This is a genomic window from Petropleomorpha daqingensis, from assembly GCF_013408985.1.
Taxonomy (GTDB): Bacteria; Actinomycetota; Actinomycetes; order Mycobacteriales; family Geodermatophilaceae; genus Petropleomorpha; species Petropleomorpha daqingensis.
The window spans coordinates 918,042-938,377 of sequence record NZ_JACBZT010000001.1 but is presented as its reverse complement, the minus strand read 5'-3'; the positions used below and the strand labels follow the sequence as shown (position 1 = coordinate 938,377).

Below are 20,336 nucleotides of genomic sequence, written 5' to 3'. Positions count from 1 at the left end.
CACGTGACACGCGAGATCGGGACGACGGCACGACGGGGGGCGGGGTCGTGAAGGGTTCGCTGCTGCGCTTCCTGCTCGTCGGCGGCACGACCGTGCTCATCGACGCCGTCGTCTACCAGCTGCTGCTGCTCGGCGACGTGCCGCACGGCTGGGCGAAGGCGTCGAGCTTCATCGCCGGTGCCCTGTTCGCCTACGTGGCCAACTGGCGCTTCACCTTCAAGGGCCAGCACCACCGCTGGTCGCTGGTGGCCTTCGTCGTCGTGTACCTCTGCGCGCTCGGTCTGAACGTGGGCGTCAACGCCCTGGTGCTCGCGATCCTGGGCAGCTCGGCCACCTGGGCCGTCGGCACGGCCTTCGTGCTCGCCACCGGCGCCTCGGCGGCGTGGAACTTCCTGGGCATGGCCCGCTTCGTCTTCCGGTCGCCGGTGCGCGATCCCGAGCCCGTGGAGGTGGCCGGTCCCCGTGGCTGAGTCGACCAGCCCGGCGTTCAGCCTGGTGATCCCCTGCTACAACGAGGCCGCGTCGCTGCCCGAGCTGGTGCTGCGCGCCCGCTTCACGGCCGAGGCCGGCGACGGCGAGGTGATCCTCGTCGACAACGGCAGCACCGACGACACCCCGAAGGTGCTGGCCGAGCTGATCGCGCCGGACGACCCGCGGGTGCGCTCGATCCGCGTCGAGCCGAACGAGGGCTACGGGTGGGGCATCACGTCGGGTCTGGCGGTGGCCCGCGGCCCGATCGTCGGGTGGACGCACGCCGACCTGCAGACCGATCCGGCCGACGCGCTGCGCGCCGTCGCCGCGATGGAGGGCACGGAGCGCGCCTTCGTGAAGGGGCGCCGCTACGGCCGGCCGCTGGCCGACCGGGTGTTCACCGCCGGCATGTCGGTCTTCGAGACCGCGCTGCTGCGCCGGCACCTCAACGACATCAACGCGCAGCCGACGATGTTCCACCGCTCCCTGCTCGAGGAGTGGGGCACCGCGCCGAAGGACTTCGCGCTCGACCTGTTCGCGATGTACACGGCCGCCGAGCGGGGCTTCGAGATCCGGCGGGTGCCGGTGGTCTTCGCCCCTCGCAGGTTCGGCACCTCGTCGTGGAACGTCGACCTGGCCGCGAAGCGGAAGTTCATCCGGCGCACCGTCGACTTCAGCCTGGCCCTGAGGAAGCAGCTGTGACGCTGCTCGTGGCCCACCGGCGCAACCTGCCGGCCGAGCTGGCCGAGACCCCGACCGCGTACGGGATCGAGATGGACATCCGGTCCCAGGGCGACCGGCTGGTCGTCACCCACGAGCCGTTCGACCAGGGCGTCGACTTCGAGGAGTGGCTCGACGCGTATGCGCACGCCTTCCTCGTCGCCAACGTCAAGGAGGAGGGGCTCGAGCAGCGGGTGGAGAGCGCTCTGGCTGCCCGGGGCATCGAGGAGTGGGCCTACCTCGACCAGTCCTTCCCCTTCATGATCAAGACGCTGCGCCGCGGCGAGGACCGCTGCATGGTGCGGGTCTCCGAGTACGAGTCGGTCCGGACCGCGCTGGCCACGCAGCCGCGCCCGCGCTGGGTCTGGCTGGACTCGTTCACCGGCGCCCTCCCGCCCCGGGAGGACCTCGCCGCACTCGCCTCGGCCGGTCTCAAGGTCATGCTGGTCAGTCCTGAGCTGCAGGGCCGCGACCCCGAGCCGGAGGTCGCGGGCCTGCGCAAGGCGCTCGCCGACGCCGGGCTGGAGCTCGACGCGGTCTGCACGAAGAGGCCGGCGCTGTGGGGCTGAGGGAACTGGGCCCGCGGCAGCGGCTGCTGCTGGCAGGAGGGATCCTGCTGCGCGTCGTCCTGCTGATCGTGCTGGTCCCGGGCGTGCAGCGGGCGTGGTTCGCGCCGTTCGTGGAGCACTTCCTCGACCACCCCTCCTTCACGCCGTGGTCGGACTGGCAGGCCGACGGCGGGGCGGACCACGCGTTCCCCTACGGCCCGCTGATGCTGGTCTGGTTCGGCTTCTTCGGCGCGCTGACCTCCTGGCTGCCCATCCCGTGGGCGGTGCAGCTCGGCATGGCCCTCGGCATCCTGGTCGCCGACCTGGCGATCGTGTGGCTGCTGCTGCGCACCGGCGGCGCCCGCCCGGGCCGCGCGGTGGTGCTCGCCGCCGTCTCGCCGATCCTGATCTACGCGTCGTACGTGCACGGGCAGCTCGACCTGGTCCCGACGGCGCTGATGTTCGTGTCCGTGCTGGCGTTCCGCCGCCGGCTGTGGTCGCTGGCCGGCATCACCGCCGGGCTGGCGATCGCCATCAAGGCCAGCTCCGTGCTCATCGTGCCGTTCGCGGTGCTGTTCCTGCTCCGCAACTCCCGCTACCGCGCCGGCATCCGCCCCTACCTGGTCGGCCTGGTGCCCGGCGTCGCGCTCTTCGTGCTGCCCGCGCTGTCGCAGGGCTACCGCGACATGGTCCTGGCGACGCCGACGTTCGGCGCTGCGGTCGACTACGTGGTCGTCCTCGGCCCCGGCCTCAACCTCGTGCTGCTGCCGGTGGTCTACGCCGCGCTGCTCGCCGTGCTGTGGCGCTTCCGGCGGGCCAATCCCGATCTCGTCTTCACGGTCACCGCGGTGGCCCTGGCCGCGGTCGCCCTGCTGACGCCGGCGTCGCCGGGCTGGTTCCTGTGGTCGGTGCCGTTCCTCGCGCTGATCGCCGCAGGCACCGGCTCGCGGGTGCGCGCCGCGGTGTTCGGTTTCTGGGTGGCGGTCACCGTGTCGCAGGCGGTCACCGCCGCCGGGGCGGCGTGGCGCTGGGACGCCCCCGTCCCGGGGCCGGGGTTCACCGACGTCGACCGCTCGCCGGAGGGCATCCCGCCGTGGGTGCTGGACCTGCTGGCCACGGCCGCCGTCGTCGCCGGCGCGATCGCGCTGGCGATGGTGCTGCGCAGCGCCCTGCTGCAGTACGACGTGTACCGCCTGTCGCGCGCCCCGCTGTCGATGGCGGTCGCCGGCGACAGCGGTACCGGCAAGGACACCCTGTGCATCTCGCTGTCCGACGTCTTCGGTGAGCAGGCGACGTCGTTCCTGATGGGTGACGACTACCACCTCTACGAGCGGCACGCCCCGCTGTGGAACGTGACGACGCACCTGGATCCCGCGGCCAACGACCTGCCCCGGCTGACCCGCGACACCTTCCGGCTGCTCGCCGGTGAGGAGGTGTGGTGCCGCCACTACGACCACGCCCGAGGCCGGTTCACCAAGCAGCGGCCGATCGCCCACCGCGAACTGGTCGTCGTCAGCGGCCTGCACGCGCTCACCAGCGGCGACGTGCGGGAGAAGGTGGACCTCACGGTCTTCACCGACATGGACGAGTCGCTGCGCCGCCGGCTGAAGATCGAGCGGGACGTCGGCGAGCGCGGTCACCAGCTGGCCGCCGTCCAGGCCTCCATCGACCGTCGCGAGCCCGACCGCGACCGCTACATCCTGCCGCAGCGCCCGCTCGCCGACGTCGTGCTGCGCCTGGAGTCCGAGCGGCCGCTGCCTCCCGAGGACCAGCCGCTGGACGCGCCCCTGGCGCTGCGGGTCGTGGCCCGGCTGCGGGGCCTGGCGTTCGTCGAGCAGCTCGCCCGCGCGCTCACCGCCGTCGGCGGGGTGCCGGCGCGGCTGGACTACCTGAACGAGCCCGGCGTGGTCGAGCTGTCGGTGTCGCCGTCCCCGCTCACCGAGCGCGACGTGCGCAGCATCGCCCGGCACCTGCTGGACCGGCCGGAGGAGCTGTTCGTGGGTGAGCCGGTCTGGCTGGGCGGCAGCCGCGGCGTCATGCAGTTGATCCTCGTACTGGCGATGCTGGAGCGTCGTCGCAACAACCTGGAGTCCACGCTTCGATGACCACTCCCCGTCTGCCCTCGCTGGTGATCTTCGACCTCGACGACACGCTGTACCCCTACGAGCCCTGCCACAAGGCGGGCATGGCCGCGCTCGTCCACTTCGCGACGCGCGAGCTCGGGGTCAAGGAGCGGGCCTTCCTCGACGTGTGGGACGCCGCTCGCAAGAAGGTCAAGGCCCGCCTCGGGGCCACCGGCAGCTCGCACAGCCGGCTGCTCTACGGGCACGAGGCGATCGAGATGCTCGGGCTGCGCAGCCAGCCGGGGCTCGCCCTGGCCCTCGAGCAGGAGTACTGGCGCGAGTACCTGCTGGCCGCCAAGCTGCGCCCGGGCGCCCGGGATCTGCTCAGCTCGCTGCGGTACAACAACATCCCGATCGCGATCGTCACCGACCTGACGGCGCAGATCCAGTTCCGCAAGCTCGTGCACCTCGAGCTCGACCAGGTCGTCGACCACGTCGTCGTCTCCGAGGAGGCGACCACCGACAAGATCGGTCTCGAGCCGTTCCGCGTGCTCTTCGACCGGCTGCCCCGGCAGGACGGCAACCACGTGTGGTTCGTCGGGGACTCGGTGGCCGACGTCTCGTGCATCGAACGGCTGGTCAAGGAGGAGCTCATCGAGTCGGGCACCGGATGGCTGCTCGCCGGCCACGGTGAGCCCCCGGCCGACAGCGTGACCTGGTCCCGGATGGAAGCCATCGAGAACGCGCTGGCCGAGCTCGTGCCGGGCGGCAAGGAGGCCTCGGCGTGAGTGCCCCCGCCGTCCTCGACCACGAGGCGGCCGCGGCGACCGGACCGGACGGCGGCGACGGTGCCACCGGTCCGCGGTCGGTCGTGCGCGACGGGTGGCGGGCGGCCGGGCTGTTCGCCGGCGTCGAGGCGGTCTTCCTGCTCCTGGTGCACTGGTGGCAGCCGCGGTTCTTCTACTTCGACGACCTGCAGGCCCAGTACATCCCGGCCTGGCGCTGGATGGGCGAGCACCTGACCTCCGGCGGCCCCCCGCTGATCGACCCGGACCAGGGCTCGGCCGGCGCCTGGGTGGCCGACCTGCAGTACGGCGTCCTGGACCCGCTGCACTGGTTGCTCGCGCTGGTCGTCTCCCACGTGGACAACCTGAACCTCGTGGCCTGGGGCCTGAAGCTGCTCGTGGTCGTCGTGCTCGGGCTGGGCACCACGGTGCTGGCCACCCACCTCGGTGCCCGGCCCCTGTGGGCCGCGGCCGCGGCCGTGGGTGCCGCCAACTCCGGCTTCATGCTCTGGTTCGCCACGTCGTGGTGGCCCGCCGGGTGGGGGACCGCGTGGTTGCCCTGGCTGTGGTGGGGGCTGTCCAGCCGCAGCAGGTGGTCGGTCCCCGTGGCGGTGGTCGCCGCCTACGCGCTGGTCACATCGGGCTACCCGTACGCGCTGCCGTTCACCGGGATCATGGTCGTCTCCGTCGTGGGGATGCGGCTGCTGCGCCCACGGGCCGCCGAGGACGTGCGTGCCCTGGTCGTCCGGGTGGTCGCGGCGGCCGGCGGTGCCCTCCTGGGGTCCTCGGGGCTGCTCACGGCGAGCGCGCTCACCCCCTTCAGCCAGCGCTCCGAGGGCGGGACCGGCGACCCCTTCGGCAACGCCGGCACCTACATCCCGAACCTGCTCGACGTCCTGCTCGGCGGCAACACGACGTCGCCGTCGGTCGTCGGCTGGTGGGGCGACAAACTGCCGCCGCCGGTCATGGCCACCGCCTGGTTCGTCCTGCCGGTCCTGGCGCTCATCCGCTGGAAGGCGCGGCCCGACGGACTGCCGCTGTGGCGGGCGCGCGGTGTGGTCCCGGCGGCGGTGCTCTGCGCGGTGGCCGTCGCCGCGACGCAGACGCCGACGGTGCTGTTCGACCTGCGCTACCCGTTCCGCTACGTCGTCGTCCTGCAGGTGACCCTGCCGCTGCTCGTCGCCGTCCTGGCCAGCCGCTGCGGTCTGGTGCTCACCCTGCGACGGCTGCTGCTCGCCGCCGTCCTGCTGCTGGCGCAGGGCGGCCTCGCCCTGTCCCGCACCCCGGTGCTGTGGAAGTGGCACGCCCTCGCCATCGTGCTCGGCCTGGGCGTGCTCGCCGTCGTGGCGCTGAGCCAGCGGTCGCGCAGCCGTCGACCAGCGGCCGCGGGGGAGCAGGCCGGGTCGCCGGGACGGGTGTGGTGGCAGCGGGCTGGTCTGCTCACCGCCGTGCTCATGCTGGCCGCCACCGCGCTCGCGCCGCTCGCCTCCATCGGGACGGCCATCGGGTACCAGCGGGTCGACGCGCGGGCGGCCGGTGCCGAGCCGACCGGGCTCCCTGCCCGCGGCGTCTACGACACGAACGTCTGGCCGTCCCTGGCGAGCGACTTCGAGGCCGCCAGCCAGGGCGTCGGCCTGAACGCGACGGTCATCTGGTGGGGCGACGCCGGCATGGACCGCGGCGCCCTGCGCGGAGCCGCGGTCGGCAACGCCGCGCTGCTCGCCGGCATCCGCCCCGGTTACGGCTACACCTCCCTCGGCCAGGCGGGTTGGGCCGACCGGTGGTGCGCCGACTTCGTCGGGCAGGTGACCGGCTGTCCCGACCCGGTGTCGAGGTTGCTGGAGCAGGTCCCCGGAACCGACCTGACGTGGCTCGAAGCCCTGTCCAAGGACGTCGTCCTGCTCGACGAACGGGCCCCGGCCGAGATCAGGGCGGCGTACGAGCGCTCCTACCAGCGCGTCGGCGACGACCGCGGCTTCCTGCGGTACGAGCGGATCGACCCGACCCCGGGCCGGATCACGTGGACCAGTCCGGCCGTGACCTCCGTCGAGGCGGTCACGGTCGGCGAGGAGTCCGAGTCCTACCGGGTCTCCTGGGACGGCGACGACGCCCGGCTGTTCGCGCGCATCCCGTGGTGGCCCGGGTACGAGGCCACCCTGGACGGCAAGCCGGTCGACCTGCAGGTCGTCGACCGCACGGCGCTGATGGTGGCGCTGCCCGCAGGTCACGGCGACGGGATCCTCCGCATCGAGTACCACCGGCCGCGGGCCACCCTCGGCCTGCTCGCCGTGGGCGCCGGCGCGATCGCCGCCGTCGCCGCGCTCGCCGCGGCCGTGTTCGGCGTCCCCCGGTTCGGGCGTTCGCGGACCCCGGCCGGATGACGGTCACGGGGTCACGGGAACGGGAGGAAGCCGAGGCGGCACCGCCGGCCCCGGCCCCGCGGCGGCGGGGGACGGCGCGGGACACGGTGCTGGCCCTGGCGGGGTACCTGCTGGCGCAAGCAGTCTTCTTCGTCGGGCTGCGCGCGCTCGCCCCGCGGTTCTTCTGGCTGGACGACGAGCAGGCGCAGTACGTCCCGGCGTTCTCCTGGCTGGGGCGCACCGCGGTCGACGGCCGGCCACCGCTGCTGGACCCGGACCTCGGCTCGGGCGGCAACTTCGTCGCCGATCCGCAGTACGGCGTCCTGGATCCGGTGCACTGGCTGATCAGCTGGGTCGTCGGCCGGCAGGACGTGCTGCTCAACGCAGCCTGGCTCGACGGTGGCGCCGCGGTCCTCGTGCTCGGCACGGGGACCGTTCTGCTGCTCTCGGTCCTGGGGGTGCGGCCGGCCCTGGCCGCGGCGGCTGCCGTCGGGGCGGCCAGCACGGGACTGGTCCTGTGGGTGGGTGGCTCCTGGTGGCCGCTGCTGTGGGGCACGTCGTGGCTGCCCTGGCTGTGGCTGGGGCTCGTCCTGCGTCGGTGGCCCGGCGCGGTCGTCACCGCGGTGGCCGCCTGGCAGCTGACCGCGTCCGGGTACCCCTACGTGCTGATCCCGGCCGGCCTCCTCGTCGCTGGGCACGTGCTGGAGCAGCACCGGCGCCGGACGGCGGGCGATCCGTCGGCCCCGGGCTGGCTGCAGCTGGGTGGTCGGCTGGCCGCCGGCGCGGCCGGCCTGATCGCCGGTGCTCCCGGCCTGGTCGGATCGCAGGAGATGGCCGCGGCCTCCACCAGGACCGCGACCGACCCCACGCCGCTGGGCAACGTCGGGGCGCTGATCCCCAACCTGCTCGACAGCGTGCTGGGCGGCTCGACGCTCACTCCGAGCGTGTCCGGGGCGGCCGGCGGTTTCCTCTGGGTCGTCCCGCTCGCCGCGACCGCGGCGTTCGCGCTGCCCTCCCTCGTGCTGGTCCGCTGGCGGACCGCGCTGCGCGGCCCGGGCGTGCTCACCGCGCTGGTGCTGCTCGTCGGCGCCTTCGTGCTCACGCAGATGCCCACCGACGTCGGCCAGCTCCGGTATCCCTTCCGCTACCTGGCCGTGACCGGCCCGGCCCTCGCCGCGCTCGCGGTCCTCGCGCTGACGGCTGCGCCGTTGGTGACCCGGCGCCGGGTGATCGCCGCGCTGGGACTGGTCGGCGCGCAGCTGGTGCTGGCCGTCGTCCGCGCTCCGGCGCTGTGGGGGTGGCACGCGCTCGCCGCGGTGGGAACGGTCGGGACGCTGGCCGCGGTCGTCGTCCTGATCACCCGGTCCTCCGGGCCGGATCATCGGCGGGGACCTGCCCGGGCCCGCTGGCCACGGTGGGCCGCCGCCGTCGCCCTCCTGGCCGTCGTGGTCGCGGCGGACCTGCTGCCCGTCGGCTCGACCCGGACCACGCAGGCGCGCAGCGAGCAGCAGCAGGGACTGCCCCTGACCGGGCTGCCCGCGCGCCAGATGACCCAGCGGACGGACTGGGGCAACGCGGTCGGGGACTTCCGCGAGCGGTCGGCGGCCCGGGACACCTCGGTGACCGCGCTGGTCTTCGGCGGGTTCAGCGACGTGGACGCGCCCGTCCCCGACCAGGGGTGGGACTGGGGCGTGCTGCAGGGCAACGCCAACCTCCTCGCCGGCCTGCGGCCCGGCTTCAGCTACGTCGCCGTCGGGCACGACCGGTGGACCCAGCGGCTGTGCCAGGACCTGTTCGGCCAGATGAACAGCACCGATGAGTGCGTGGACGGGTTGCTCGCGCGGGTGCCCGGCCTGGACATCTCGTGGATCGACGCCATGTCCTCCGACGAGGTGCTGCTGTCCCCGTACGCGCCGGACGCCGTCGTCGAGCACTTCCGGTCCACGTGGACCGAGGACGGCCTGGCCGGCGTCTACGGTCGGTTCGTCCGCGACGACGGACTTCCCGGCCGGGTGACGTGGGCCTCGCCGGGGATCACGGCAGAGGCCGTGGGAGGGGACGACGGCGCCTTCTACAGCGGCCGGCCCGGTGAGTCGGAGCGCGTCTCCACGCCGTCCGGCGGCGGCCGCCTGGTGTTCCGCATCCCCGCCTGGCCGGGGTTCCGCGCCGAGCTCGACGGCAAGCCGCTCGACGTCGGCTCCGTCGGGGGCACCCTGCTGAGCGTCGAGCTGCCCGGCGACCTCGACGGCGCCCGCCTCGACCTGTACTTCGACCCGCTCGCCGACCGGCTCATCGTCCCGGCCGCCGCGGCGGCTCTCGTCGTGCTGCTGCTCGCGGTCGCGGTCGAGGTGGTGGCCGGCGTCCGGTTCCGGCGGCGCACCGCCTGACCGCGGGGTGACGGCGTGCAGCTGAGCCTCGGCTGCTGCTCACGGCGGTAGCCGGGCCCGCACGGCCGTCGTCGGTCGACGGGCTTGCGCGACCCGACGGCGTCCCCTGCCGGCGGGGCACTCGTCACTGCGTGGTGACGACTGCCCCGCCCCTGGCCGTCCAGGTGATCGTGCCGTGCTCGAACTGCTGGACCTTGCTGCCGTCGGCGCGGGTCACGACCGAGCCGGTCGGGTAGCCGAGCACCCCGGACTCCCCGCGCACGCTGTCGTAGGCGGCCGAGATCGGCGCGAGCACGGCGTAGGCGCCGGTGGTGGGGGAGTAGTGGATGCGGCCGTTCTGGAAGGCCTGGGTCCACCCGTTGTTCGGCGTCGGGTAGCGGTCCCCGGTGGGGTAGCCCAGGGCGCCGGACTCGCCCATGAGCGCGTCGTAGGCGCCGGAGATCGGCGCGAGCACGGCGTGGGCGCCCGTGGTCGGCGAGTAGTGGATGCGGCCGTTCTGGAAGGCCTGGGTCCACCCGTTGTTCGGCGTCGGGTAGCGGTCCCCGGTGGGGTAGCCCAGTGCGCCGGACTCGCCCATGAGCGCGTCGTAGGCGCCGGAGATCGGCGCGAGCACGGCGTGGGCGCCCGTGGTCGGCGAGTAGTGGATGCGGCCCTTCTGGAAGGCCTGGGTCCATCCTCCGTTGGGAGTGGCGTAGCGCTCCCCGGTCGGGTAGCCGAGGGCGCCGGACTCGCCCGTGAGCGCGTCGTAGGCGGCCGAGATCGGCGCGAGGACCGCGTGCGCGCCGGTCGTCGGCGAGTAGTGGATGCGGCCGTTCTGGAAGGCCTGGGTCCACCCGTTGTTCGGCGTCGGGTAGCGGTCGCCGGTCGGGTAGCCGAGCGACCCGGCCTCCCCGCCCAGGGCGGCGTAGGCAGTGGCGATCTGGCCCAGCACGGTGCGGGCCCCGGTCGTGGCCGACCAGGACAGCCGACCGTTCTGGAAGGTCTGGGCCCACCCGCTGCCCGCGGTCGCCGTGCGGTCGCCGGTCGGGTAGCCGAGCACACCGGACTCGCCCATGAGCGCGTCGTAGGCGGCCGAGAGCGGCGCGAGGACCGCGTGCGCGCCGGTGGTCGGGGAGTAGTGGATGCGGCCGTTCTGGAAGGCCTGGGTCCACCCGCTGCTCGGCGTCGCGTAGCGCGAGCCGACCGGGGCGCCGAGCGGGCCGGTCGGCCCGCCGGCGGCGGCGTAGGCCGTCGCGATGTCGCCGAGCACCGCCGACGTCCCCGTGCCGGGAGTCGTCAGCAGGGTGCCGCCGGTGAACGCCTGCTGCCACCCACCGGACGGGATCGCCGTGCGGTTGCCCGTGGGATCGCCGAGGGCACCGTCGGCCGCGCCGAGGCCCTGCCAGCCGTCGGCGAGGTCCCCGAGCACCGTGCGTGCACCTGCGCCGGTGACGACGAGGTAGCCGTTCTCGAACCGCTGGAAGACGGTGCCGCTCGCGGCGACGGTCTGCTCGGACGTCGGCCACCCCAGCGCTCCGGCCTGCGCGCCCGCTGCGTCGTAGGCGACGAGCATCGGGCCGAGCACGGCGTGCGGCGTGGTGTCCGGGCCGTCGAGGACCCGGCCGTTCTGGAAGCTCTGCGTGAAACCGCTCGCGGAGCTGCCCTGCAGCGCGCCCGACGGCTCACCGAGGGCGCTCGTGGCTCCGCCGAGGCCGGCGTAGAACCGGCCGATCGCGTCCAGCACCAGCGTGGCCGTGCCGCCGGGAGCGACGATCATGACCCCGTTCTCGAAGTGCTGGGCCGTGCCGCCGGACGGCGTCGCGTACTGCTCACCGGTCGGGTAGCCCAGCGCGCCGGACTCACCCTGCATGGCGTCGTAGGGGGCCGAGATCGGGGCGAGGACGGCGTGGGCGCCGGTGGTGGGGGAGTAGTGGATGCGGCCGTTCTGGAAGGCCTGGGTCCACCCGCTGTTCGGCGTGGGGTAGCGGTCGCCGGTCGGGTAGCCCAGCACGCCGGCCTCGCCGCCGAGTGCGTCGTACGCCGTGGAGATGCTGTCGATGACCGCGTGCGCGCCCGTGGCCTGCGTCCAGTGGATGCGGCCGTTCTGGAAGCTCTGGGTCCACCCGCTGCCGGCCGTGGCGTAGCGGTCGCCGGTGGGGTAGCCCAGTGCGCCGGACTCGCCGAGCAGCGCGTCATAGGCGGCCGAGATCGGGGCGAGGACGGCGTGGGTGCCGGTGGTGGGGGAGTAGTGGATGCGGCCGTTCTGGAAGCCCTGGGTCCAGCCGTTGCCCCACGTCGCGTAGCGGTCACCGGTGGGGTAGCCCAGCGCACCGGACTCGCCGAGCAGCGCGTCGTAGGCGGCCGAGATCGGGGCGAGGACGGCGTGGGCGCCGGTGGTCGGTGAGTAGTGGATGCGGCCGTTCTGGAAGGCCTGCGTCCAGCCGTTGCCCCACGTGGAGTAGCGGTCGCCGATCGGGTAGCCGAGGGGGCCGGATTCGCCGGCCAGGGAGTCGTACTCGCCCGCCAGGGGAGTGAGGACCGCGTGCGCGCCGGTGGCGGGCGACCAGTGGATGCGCCCGTTCTGGAACGCCTGGGTCAGCCCGCCGCCGGCGGTCGGGTACTGGAAGCCGAGCGCGTCACCGAGGGCACCCGAGCTGCCGCCCATCGCGTAGTAGACGTCGCTGATGGGACCGCTCACCGTGTAGCTGACCTGGGTGCTGCCGAACCAGTCGGTGAAGATCCGCCAGAAGTTGCGGTTGCCGTACGCGGAGCAGCCGTCGCCGGTGCCGTAGAGGTTGCGCATGGCCGCGGCGTTGGGCTGATACGGCGTGTAGATGTACAGCGCCGCGGTGGCCTTGTTGTCGATGTAGACGTTGGAGCCGCCGCAGGAGGCGGTGGGGCTCCACTGGATGTAGTTGTCCCGGCCGGCCCGGTACGAGTAGCTGTTCGGGTTGTTCGTGTACCGCTTGTACTGCCAGGCGGCCTTGTAGACCTGGTTGTAGAACCCGTAGTACTGCGCGTCGCAGGGTGCGGTGTCCGGGCAGCCGTAGCCCGTTGCCGACCGGTAGTTGGTGCTGCTCGGCGCGGTCGAGGTGACCAGGCTCGACTCCTTCTGCAGGAGCACCAGCAGGACCATCGGGTTGACCCCGCAGGCCTGGGCCACCTTGTAGAGGATCGTCGAGGCGCGCTCCCCGGCCGCACCCTGGTAGACCCCGCACTGGGCGTCGGCGGTGCGGGTCCAGGTGTCCTGGTAGTAGTCGCGCAGGCAGGTCCCCCCGCTGCAGCGGGGCACCTTGCCCTCCAGGAACCCCTGGATGTTCGCCGCGCTCATCGTGTTCGAGTTGAAGAAGACGGCGTCGGCGATGATGTTGCCGGCGCGGAAGTCCGACGCCACGGCCGCCTGCGCCGACGGCGTCGACGACGAGACCAGGCCGAACGCGGCCGCCGCGGCGATGAGCAGGAGCAGCAGCGTGGCCGGGCCCCGGCCAAGGGCGGACCGCGCTGCCGCCCGCGCGCCGGTGTCCGGTGCGCGTCGTGCACGACTCACGGGACCTGCACCTTCGTGGTCTCGCTGGTGAGGTCGCCGGCGGTCGAGGAGCTGTAGGTGACCGACACGTCCCAGGAGCCGGAGCTGCCGCCGGGGAGCTGGATGCTCAGGGGCCCGCAGTCGGTGGTGCTCGGGCCCGGCTCGGCCGGCGTGGGGTCGCTCGTGTGCTCCTCGCCGCGCCGCGTGGCCGTGAGCAGGCAGGTGCCGCCGGTCTCGACGACGCCCTGCACGAACGCGGCCGCGTCGATGGTGCCGTCGTCGTCGGAGTACTCCGCCCACGTGAGCACCAGCGCGGACGACGTCACCGGGGCGTCGGTCTGCACGCTGTCGGTGTCGACCGGGCTGACCGTCGAGTCGGCCGCGGCGGCGGCGCTGCTGGACGCGGGCGCCGAGGTCGTCCCGGTCGCCGCCGTCTCGCCCGTGTCGGTGCCGGTGCAGGCGGCCAGCAGCACGGCGAGCGTGCTGACGACGACGGCCGACGCGAACCGGGGGGCGCCGGTGCCGGGAGCCCCCGGCGCAGGCCGAACGACGCGGGTGAAGCGGTGGCGCATGTTCACCCATCGACGGTAGGTGAGGAGACCCTGACTCTTCGTGGATCAAAACTCACGAAACGGGTGACGTCCGTTCACCGCATCCTCACAAACCCCACTGGTCCCGGTGACGCCGTGTCGCGGACCGAGCAGCGCCCGTCGTCCGGTAGGGGTTGCCGGGGCGGGCGCCCGGGCCTCCTAGAGTGCGGACCGTGACAGAGCCAGCCGACGTGCCGTTGCGGGTCGTGGCCGTCACGTACTCGCCCGGTTCGGCGCTCGACGGGTTCGTGCGCACTCTCGGCCGTGCCACCACCCGGCCGCTGGACGTGGTGCTGGCCGACAACGGCTCCACCGACGGCGCCCCGGAAGCGGCCGTCGAGCAGTTCCCGCACGTGCGTCTCCTGCGGACGGGCGGCAACGTCGGCTACGGCGCCGCGGTCAACGCCGCCCTGGCCGACCTGAGCGAGGGCTACGCGCTGGTGGCCAACCCCGACGTCCAGTTCGAGCCGGGAGCCGTCGACGAGCTGCTGACCGTGGCCGCCCGCTGGCCGCGCGCGGCCACCGTCGGTCCGGCGATCCGCACGCCGGAGGGCGAGCTCTACCCCTCGGCGCGGGACCTGCCGCGGCTGTCGACGGGCATCGGGCACGCCGCGCTCGGCTGGGTGTGGCCGGCCAACCCGTGGACGGCGCGGTACCGACGGGAGCGGGAGGCGCCCCGCGAGCGTCCGGCCGGGTGGCTGTCCGGTTCCTGCTTCCTCGTCGACCTCGCCGCCTTCTGGTCGGTCGGCGGGTTCGACCCCGGCTACTTCATGTACTTCGAAGACGTCGACCTGGCCGAGCGGCTCGGCCGCCGCGGCTACCTGCACGTGTACGCGCCGTCGGCGGTCGTGGTGCACGAGGGCGGGCACTCCACCCGCCGGGAGCCGCACCGGATGGCCCGGGTCCACCACACGAGCGCGCTGCGCTACCTGTCGCGGCAGTACCCGGGCGGGCGGAACGCCCCGCTGCGGGCGGCGCTGCGGGCCGGACTCGGTGCCCGGATGCTCATGTCCTACGTCAGCGGACGGGTGGCGGCCGGCGCGCGGTTCCAGCGCCGCGCCGTCGAGCTGGGCGCCGGACGGCGCCGCGCCCAGGGGGGCAGCTGAGATGCGACACGCCGTGATCATGGCCGGCGGCTCGGGGACGAGGCTGTGGCCGCTGTCCCGGCAGCGCCGGCCCAAGCAGCTGCTCGACGTCGTCGCCGACCCCGGGGGCGGCGCTCACAGCCTGCTCGCCGAGGCCTTCGGGCGGCTGCAGGCGGTGCTGCCGACCGAGAACATCTGGGTCTGCACCGCCGCCGCGTACGGCGAGCAGATCCGCGCCGCGCTGCCCGAGCTCGCCCCCGGCCGGCTGGTGCTCGAACCGGTCGCCCGCGACACGGCGAACGCCGTCGGTCTGGCCGCAGCGCTGGTCGCCGACGCCGATCCCGACGCCGAGCTGGCGGTGGTGAGCGCGGACCACGTCATCCGGCCGGTCGAGCGGTTCGCCGCCGCGCTGGGCACGGCCTTCGACGCCCTCGCCGTGCGTCCGGACGCGCTGGTGACGCTGGGCATCGTGCCGACGGCACCGGCGACGGGCTTCGGCTACGTGCAGCGGGGCGCGGCGACGGAGGTACCGGGGGTCGCCGAGGCCGCGTCCTTCCGGGAGAAGCCGGACCTCGCCACCGCGCAGGGCTACCTCGCCTCGGGGCAGTACCTCTGGAACTCCGGGATGTTCGTCTGGCGCGCGCGCACGGTCCTCGACGCGCTCGCCGACCACCTGCCGGAGACGGCGGAGGGTCTGGCCCGCGTGGTCGCCGAGCCGCCCGGTGCCGAGCGGGACGCCGTCCTCGCCGAGGTGTTCCCGGCCCTGCCGAAGATCAGCGTCGACTACGCCGTCCTCGAGCCGGCCGCGACCCAGCCCGGGCGGGTGCTCGTGGCCGATCTCGACGTGGAGTGGCTCGACGTCGGCTCCTGGCCGGCGCTGGCCGCGACCCTGGAGCACGTCGACGGCAACGCCGTCCGCGGCCTCACGGTGACCCTGGACTCGACCGGCAACGTCGTCCTCAGCGACGACCCGGACCACCTCGTGGCGCTGGTCGGCGTCCGCGACAGCGTGGTGGTGCACACGGCGGACGTCACGATGGTCTGCCCGGTGACCGACGCCGAACGGGTCAAGGCGCTGCTCGCCGCCGTGGAGGAGCGGTACGGCGCTCGGTTCAGCTGAGCGGGGTGGTTAGCCTGCCGGGCATGAAGACCTACGACGTCGCCGCGGTCGTCTCGGGTGGGGCCTCCGGGCTCGGCGAGGCCACCGTCCGCGAACTCACCGCGCGGGGCGCGGCCGTGACGATCCTCGACCTGCAGGAGGAGCGCGGGAAGGCGCTCGCCGACTCACTCGGCGGGCACACCACGTTCGTCCGCACCGACGTGACCGACCCGGCCTCCGTGCAGGCGGCGATCGAGGACGCGACCGGCAAGGACCGGCCGCTGCGCATCGCGATCAGCTGCGCCGGCATCGGCTGGGCGCAGCGGACCGTCGGCCGCGGCGGCGAGCCCCACGACTTCGACGCGTTCGTCAAGGTCGTCACGGTCAACCTCGTGGGCACCTTCAACGTGATGCGGCTGGCCGGCTCGGCGATCTCGCAGACCGAGCCGCTGGAGGACGGCGAGCGCGGCGTGATCGTCAACACCGCCTCGATCGCCGCCTACGACGGCCAGATCGGGCAGCTGGCCTACTCGGCGTCCAAGGGCGGCGTGGTCGGCATGACCCTGCCGGCCGCGCGCGACCTGTCCACGGTCGGCATCCGGGTGTGCACGATCGCCCCGGGCCTGGTCGACACCCCGCTGCTGGGCGCGCTGCCCGAGGAGGCGCGGCAGGCCCTGTCGGCGGGGATACCGTTCCCCAAGCGGCTCGGCAGGCCCGCGGACTTCGCCGAGCTGGCGCTCGACATCGTCGAGCACGGGTACCTCAACGGCGAGGTCTTCCGGATGGACGGCGCCCTGCGGATGGCACCCCGATAACTCTCACGACCTGCACGGAGTCTTCCCTGAGCACCCCTCCGTACGAATCCGTCTGGCGGCCGGACTGGCCGCTGGACCTGCACCGCGCCCTCTCGCCGCACCTGCGGGGGACCGGCGACCCGACCCTGCGGCACGCCGAGGACGGGACCTGGCGGACGACGTCGACGCCCGACGGGCCGGCGACCGTGCACGTGCGCGCGGTCGCCGGCCCCGCCGGCCTCGAGGTGCGCGTGCGCGCATGGGGCCCCGGCGCGGTCTGGGCCGGCACCCGGGTACCGGGCTGGCTGGGCGCGCACGACCGGCCCGAGGAGTTCGATCCCGCCGGGCACCCGCTGCTGGTGGAGGTGCACCGGCGCAGCCCGTGGCTCCGGCTCGGCAGCACCGGCCGCACGTGGGATGCGCTCGTCCCCGCCGTCCTGGAGCAGAAGGTGACCGTGATCGAGGCGCACCGCGTCTGGCGGGCCCTGCTGCGGCTGGCCGGTGAGCCGGCACCGGGCCCGGCGCCCGAGGGCATGCGGGTGGTGCCGACGCCGCACCGGGTCCTGGCCGTCACCGACTGGCAGTGGCACCAGTGCGGCCTGGACGGCGCCCGTCGCCGCGCGCTGCGGGCCGTGGCGTCCGTGGCCTCGCGGCTCGAGCCGGAGCACGCGGCGGACTCCGCGGCGCTGCAGAAGCGGCTGATGTCGGTGCCGGGCATCGGCGTGTGGACGGCGGCCGAGGTCGTGCAGCGCACCCTCGGCGACCCGGACACGGTCAGCTACGGCGACTTCCACCTGAAGAACCTGGTGGGCTGGTCGCTGGCCGGCCGCAAGACCGACGACGACGGGATGATGGAGCTGCTCGAGCCCTGGCGCGGGCACCGCCAGCGGGTCGTGCGGCTGCTGTACGTCGGCGGGAGCATGCCGCCCCGCCGCGGGCCGCGGGTGGCGCCGACCAACTACCGCCGGATCTGATCCCGCCACCGCCGCCGAGTGCGCAGTTGCGGTCGCCCCTCTCGGCGTGTCCGCGCGTGTCGGCGACGAGAACTGCTCACTCGGCCGGTCAGTCGGCCAGGAGGCCCAGCAGATAGGCGCCGTAGCCGCTCTTGGCCAGCGGCTCGGCGATCGCCTGCAGCTCGTCGTCGGAGAGCCAGCCCTGCCGCCAGGCGACCTCCTCGATGCAGCCGATCTTGAGCCCCTGCCGCTCCTCGACCACCGAGACGAACTCGGTGGCCTGCCGCAGCGAGGCGAAGGTGCCGGTGTCCAGCCACGCGGTCCCGCGGTCCAGCACGGTGACGGTGAGCGCGCCCTGCTTCAGGTACTGCTCGTTGACCGCGGTGATCTCCAGCTCGCCGCGCGCGCTCGGCGTGATGCCGCGGGCGATCTCGACGACCTGGTTGTCGTAGAAGTACAGGCCGGGGACGGCGTAGGAGCTCTTGGGCTTCGCCGGCTTCTCTTCGATGGAGAGCACCCGGCCGGAGCCGTCGAACTCCACGACGCCGTACTCCTGCGGGTTGGCGACGTGGTAGGCGAAGACGTGCCCGCCGTCGGGCTCAGGCAGCCGGCCGAGAGCCGTGCCGAGGCCGGCGCCGTAGAAGATGTTGTCGCCCAGCACGAGCGCCGCCGCCTGGTCGCCGAGGAAGTCGGCGCCGATGAGGAACGCCTGCGCCAGCCCCTCGGGGCGCGGCTGCACGGCGTACTCGATGCGCATCCCCAGCCGGCTGCCGTCGCCGAGCAGCGCGCGGAAGGCGTCGCTGTCGCCGGGGGTCGTGATGACCAGCACCTCGCGGACGCCGGCCATCATCAGCGTCGACAGCGGGTAGTAGACCATCGGCTTGTCGTAGACCGGCATCAGCTGCTTGCTGACCGCCTGGGTGATCGGGAACAGCCGGCTGCCCGTGCCGCCCGCGAGGATGATGCCGCGCACGAGGGGGAACCCTACGTCGCGGCCGGGCCGGTCTCGTCCCTCCATGGGATGAGCGGCCGGGCACGTCGTCCGGGGGGCGCGCGCACGCTTGGTTACGGTTTGACCATGCGCGTGTTCGTCACCGGCGGTGCCGGGTTCATCGGATCCCACTACGTGCGGACGATGCTCACCGGGGGATACGCCGGCTTCGAGGACGCCGAGGTCACCGTCTTCGACGCGCTGACCTACGCCGGCAACCTGGCGAACCTGGCCCCGGTGGCCGACAACCCGCGCTACCGGTTCGTCCGCGGCGACATCCGCTCCCGCGAGGACCTCGACGCCGCGCTGCCCGGGCACGAGGTCGTGGTGAACTTCGCCGCCGAGTCGCACGTCGACCGGTCGATCTCCGGGGCGGCCACCGACTTCGTCACCACGAACGTCCTCGGCGCGCAGCAGGTGTTCGAGGCCGCCGTCCGGCACGAGATCCCGCGCGTGCTGCACGTGTCCACCGACGAGGTGTACGGCTCGATCAGCGAGGGCTCCTGGACCGAGGACCACCCGCTGGAGCCCAACTCGCCGTACTCCGCGGCCAAGGCCGGCGGCGACCTGCTCGCCCGGGCGTACGCGAAGACCTACGGGCTGAACATCTCGGTCACCCGGTGCAGCAACAACTACGGGCCCTACCACTTCCCCGAGAAGGTCATCCCGCTGTTCGTCACCAACCTGCTCGACGGGCTGACGGTGCCGCTGTACGGCCAGGGCGCGAACGTCCGCGACTGGCTGTTCGTCGACGACCACTGCCGCGGGATCCAGCTGGTGGTGGAGAAGGGCGCGCCCGGCGAGTTCTACAACATCGGCGGGGGGCGCGAGCTGTCCAACAAGGAGCTCACCGAGAAGCTGCTCGAGGCGACCGGCCGCGACTGGAGCTCCGTCGAGAACATCGTCGACCCGCGCGGCGGCGGCCACGACCTGCGCTACTCGGTCGACTACTCGAAGACGGCCGCGCTCGGCTACGCGCCGCGGATGCCCTTCGAGGAGGGCCTGGCGCTGACCGTGCAGTGGTACCGCGACAACCGCGCCTGGTGGGAGCCGCTCAAGGCCGCCGCCGCGACGGCCCGGTGAGCGGCACCGCCTGGCTCGTCACGGGCGCCCGCGGTCAGCTCGGGCTCGACCTGCAGGCGGCCCTGGCCGTGCGCGGTGAGGACGCCGTCACCGCGGTCGGTCGCACGGAGCTCGACCTCACCGACGAGGCGCGGGTGCGCTCGGTGCTGCGCGGCTGGCTCGCCGCCGCCGAGGCGTCCGGACGGCGCCCGGTGGTGCTCAACGCGGCCGCCTACACCGCCGTGGACGCCGCCGAGGAGCACGAGGCGGAGGCGCTGGTCGTCAACGGCGCCGCGCCGGGCTGGATCGCCGAGGAGCTGGCCGGCCATCAGGGAAGCACTGCCCGGCTCGTGCACGTCTCCACCGACTACGTCTTCGACGGGACGGCGACCCGCCCGTACGGCGTCGACGACGACCCCGCGCCCCGCACGGCCTACGGCCGCACCAAGCTGGCCGGCGAGCGCGCTGTCGCGGCCGCGGGTGGCGACGCGGTCGTCGTCCGGACGGCGTGGGTGTACGCCGCGCACGGCACCAACTTCCTGCGCACGATGCTGCGGCTGGAGCAGGAGCGGCCCGAGCTGACCGTGGTCGACGACCAGAGCGGCAGCCCGACGTGGACCCGCGACCTGGCCGCCGGGCTGGTCGAGGCCGCCCTCGCGCCGGTCCAGGGGGTGCTGCACGCGACGAACGGCGGCGCGACCACCTGGTGCGGCTTCGCCCGGCGGATCTTCGCCCTCGTCGGCGCCGATCCCGAGCGGGTGCGCCCGGTCGACACGGCGTCGTTCCCGCGGCCCGCGCCGCGGCCGGCCTACTCGGTGCTCGACCCCGCGAGCTGGACCGCGGCCGGGCTTCCGGCGCTGCCGGCGTGGGAGGACTCGCTGCAGCGGTGCCTCGGCGACATGGGGCTGCTCGCCGGGCGCTGA

General features: G+C 73.8%; 16 protein-coding genes. 13 read left to right on the top strand and 3 right to left on the bottom strand.

The window, feature by feature from the left end:
• Positions 1 to 47 precede the first annotated feature (47 nt).
• The 7 genes from GGQ55_RS04575 to GGQ55_RS04545 are packed head-to-tail and all read left to right on the top strand — an operon-like array spanning position 48 to position 9,334.
• On the top strand, positions 48 to 470 hold the full coding sequence (locus tag GGQ55_RS04575) for a GtrA family protein (RefSeq protein WP_179715324.1): 423 nt from the start codon (positions 48 to 50) through the stop codon (positions 468 to 470).
• Entirely contained in the window at positions 463 to 1,173 is a 711-nt protein-coding gene (locus tag GGQ55_RS04570; protein WP_179715323.1) for a glycosyltransferase family 2 protein, read from the top strand. Before GGQ55_RS04575 ends, GGQ55_RS04570 begins: the two co-directional genes overlap by 8 nt.
• Positions 1,170 to 1,760, top strand: coding sequence for a PI-PLC domain-containing protein (locus GGQ55_RS04565; RefSeq protein WP_218859164.1), 591 nt, complete (start codon positions 1,170 to 1,172; stop codon positions 1,758 to 1,760). The genes GGQ55_RS04570 and GGQ55_RS04565 overlap by 4 nt, the downstream gene beginning before the upstream one ends.
• The gene (locus GGQ55_RS04560) at positions 1,751 to 3,844 is read left to right on the top strand and encodes an MptA/MptB family glycosyltransferase (RefSeq protein ID WP_179715322.1); all 2,094 of its coding nucleotides are present in this window, start codon (positions 1,751 to 1,753) and stop codon (positions 3,842 to 3,844) included. Before GGQ55_RS04565 ends, GGQ55_RS04560 begins: the two co-directional genes overlap by 10 nt.
• Positions 3,841 to 4,590 carry an HAD family hydrolase gene (locus GGQ55_RS04555; protein WP_179715321.1) on the top strand — a complete coding sequence of 250 codons (750 nt, stop codon included), beginning with the start codon at positions 3,841 to 3,843 and terminating at the stop codon, positions 4,588 to 4,590. Before GGQ55_RS04560 ends, GGQ55_RS04555 begins: the two co-directional genes overlap by 4 nt.
• Positions 4,587 to 6,968, top strand: a complete 2,382-nt coding sequence (locus GGQ55_RS04550) for a hypothetical protein (RefSeq protein ID WP_179715320.1) — start codon at positions 4,587 to 4,589, stop codon at positions 6,966 to 6,968. The genes GGQ55_RS04555 and GGQ55_RS04550 overlap by 4 nt, the downstream gene beginning before the upstream one ends.
• Positions 6,965 to 9,334 carry a hypothetical protein gene (locus GGQ55_RS04545; protein ID WP_179715319.1) on the top strand — a complete coding sequence of 790 codons (2,370 nt, stop codon included), beginning with the start codon at positions 6,965 to 6,967 and terminating at the stop codon, positions 9,332 to 9,334. Before GGQ55_RS04550 ends, GGQ55_RS04545 begins: the two co-directional genes overlap by 4 nt.
• Positions 9,335 to 9,458: 124 nt before the next feature.
• Here the strand turns inward: GGQ55_RS04545 and GGQ55_RS04540 are convergent, their stop codons facing one another.
• Together GGQ55_RS04540 and GGQ55_RS04535 are read right to left on the bottom strand one after the other, a co-directional pair.
• Positions 9,459 to 12,860, bottom strand: a complete 3,402-nt coding sequence (locus GGQ55_RS04540; protein WP_179715318.1) for a LasA N-terminal domain-containing protein — start codon at positions 12,858 to 12,860, stop codon at positions 9,459 to 9,461.
• Positions 12,857 to 13,417, bottom strand: a complete 561-nt coding sequence (locus GGQ55_RS04535) for a hypothetical protein (protein WP_179715317.1) — start codon at positions 13,415 to 13,417, stop codon at positions 12,857 to 12,859. Before GGQ55_RS04535 ends, GGQ55_RS04540 begins: the two co-directional genes overlap by 4 nt.
• A gap of 185 nt (positions 13,418 to 13,602) precedes the next feature.
• Between GGQ55_RS04535 and GGQ55_RS04530 the strand changes: the two genes are divergently transcribed.
• The 4 genes from GGQ55_RS04530 (at position 13,603) to GGQ55_RS04515 (ending at position 17,381) form a co-directional block, all read left to right on the top strand.
• On the top strand, positions 13,603 to 14,535 hold the full coding sequence (locus GGQ55_RS04530; protein ID WP_366488739.1) for a glycosyltransferase family 2 protein: 933 nt from the start codon (positions 13,603 to 13,605) through the stop codon (positions 14,533 to 14,535).
• Position 14,536: 1 nt separating this feature from the next.
• The gene (locus GGQ55_RS04525; protein WP_179715315.1) at positions 14,537 to 15,634 is read left to right on the top strand and encodes a mannose-1-phosphate guanylyltransferase; all 1,098 of its coding nucleotides are present in this window, start codon (positions 14,537 to 14,539) and stop codon (positions 15,632 to 15,634) included.
• Between the two features lie 23 nt (positions 15,635 to 15,657).
• Entirely contained in the window at positions 15,658 to 16,428 is a 771-nt protein-coding gene (locus tag GGQ55_RS04520; RefSeq protein WP_179715314.1) for an SDR family NAD(P)-dependent oxidoreductase, read from the top strand.
• Between the two features lie 191 nt (positions 16,429 to 16,619).
• Entirely contained in the window at positions 16,620 to 17,381 is a 762-nt protein-coding gene (locus GGQ55_RS04515; protein WP_366488737.1) for a DNA-3-methyladenine glycosylase family protein, read from the top strand.
• A gap of 88 nt (positions 17,382 to 17,469) precedes the next feature.
• On the opposite strand, the gene rfbA is transcribed toward GGQ55_RS04515, so the two are convergent.
• A complete protein-coding gene (gene rfbA, locus GGQ55_RS04510; RefSeq protein WP_179715313.1) occupies positions 17,470 to 18,333 on the bottom strand; it encodes a glucose-1-phosphate thymidylyltransferase RfbA in 864 nt (287 codons plus the stop codon).
• Between the two features lie 105 nt (positions 18,334 to 18,438).
• On the opposite strand from rfbA, the gene rfbB reads away from it, so the two are divergent.
• Both rfbB and rfbD read left to right on the top strand, forming a co-directional pair.
• On the top strand, positions 18,439 to 19,434 hold the full coding sequence (gene rfbB / locus GGQ55_RS04505) for a dTDP-glucose 4,6-dehydratase (protein WP_179715312.1): 996 nt from the start codon (positions 18,439 to 18,441) through the stop codon (positions 19,432 to 19,434).
• The gene (rfbD, locus tag GGQ55_RS04500; RefSeq protein WP_179715311.1) at positions 19,431 to 20,336 is read left to right on the top strand and encodes a dTDP-4-dehydrorhamnose reductase; all 906 of its coding nucleotides are present in this window, start codon (positions 19,431 to 19,433) and stop codon (positions 20,334 to 20,336) included. The genes rfbB and rfbD overlap by 4 nt, the downstream gene beginning before the upstream one ends.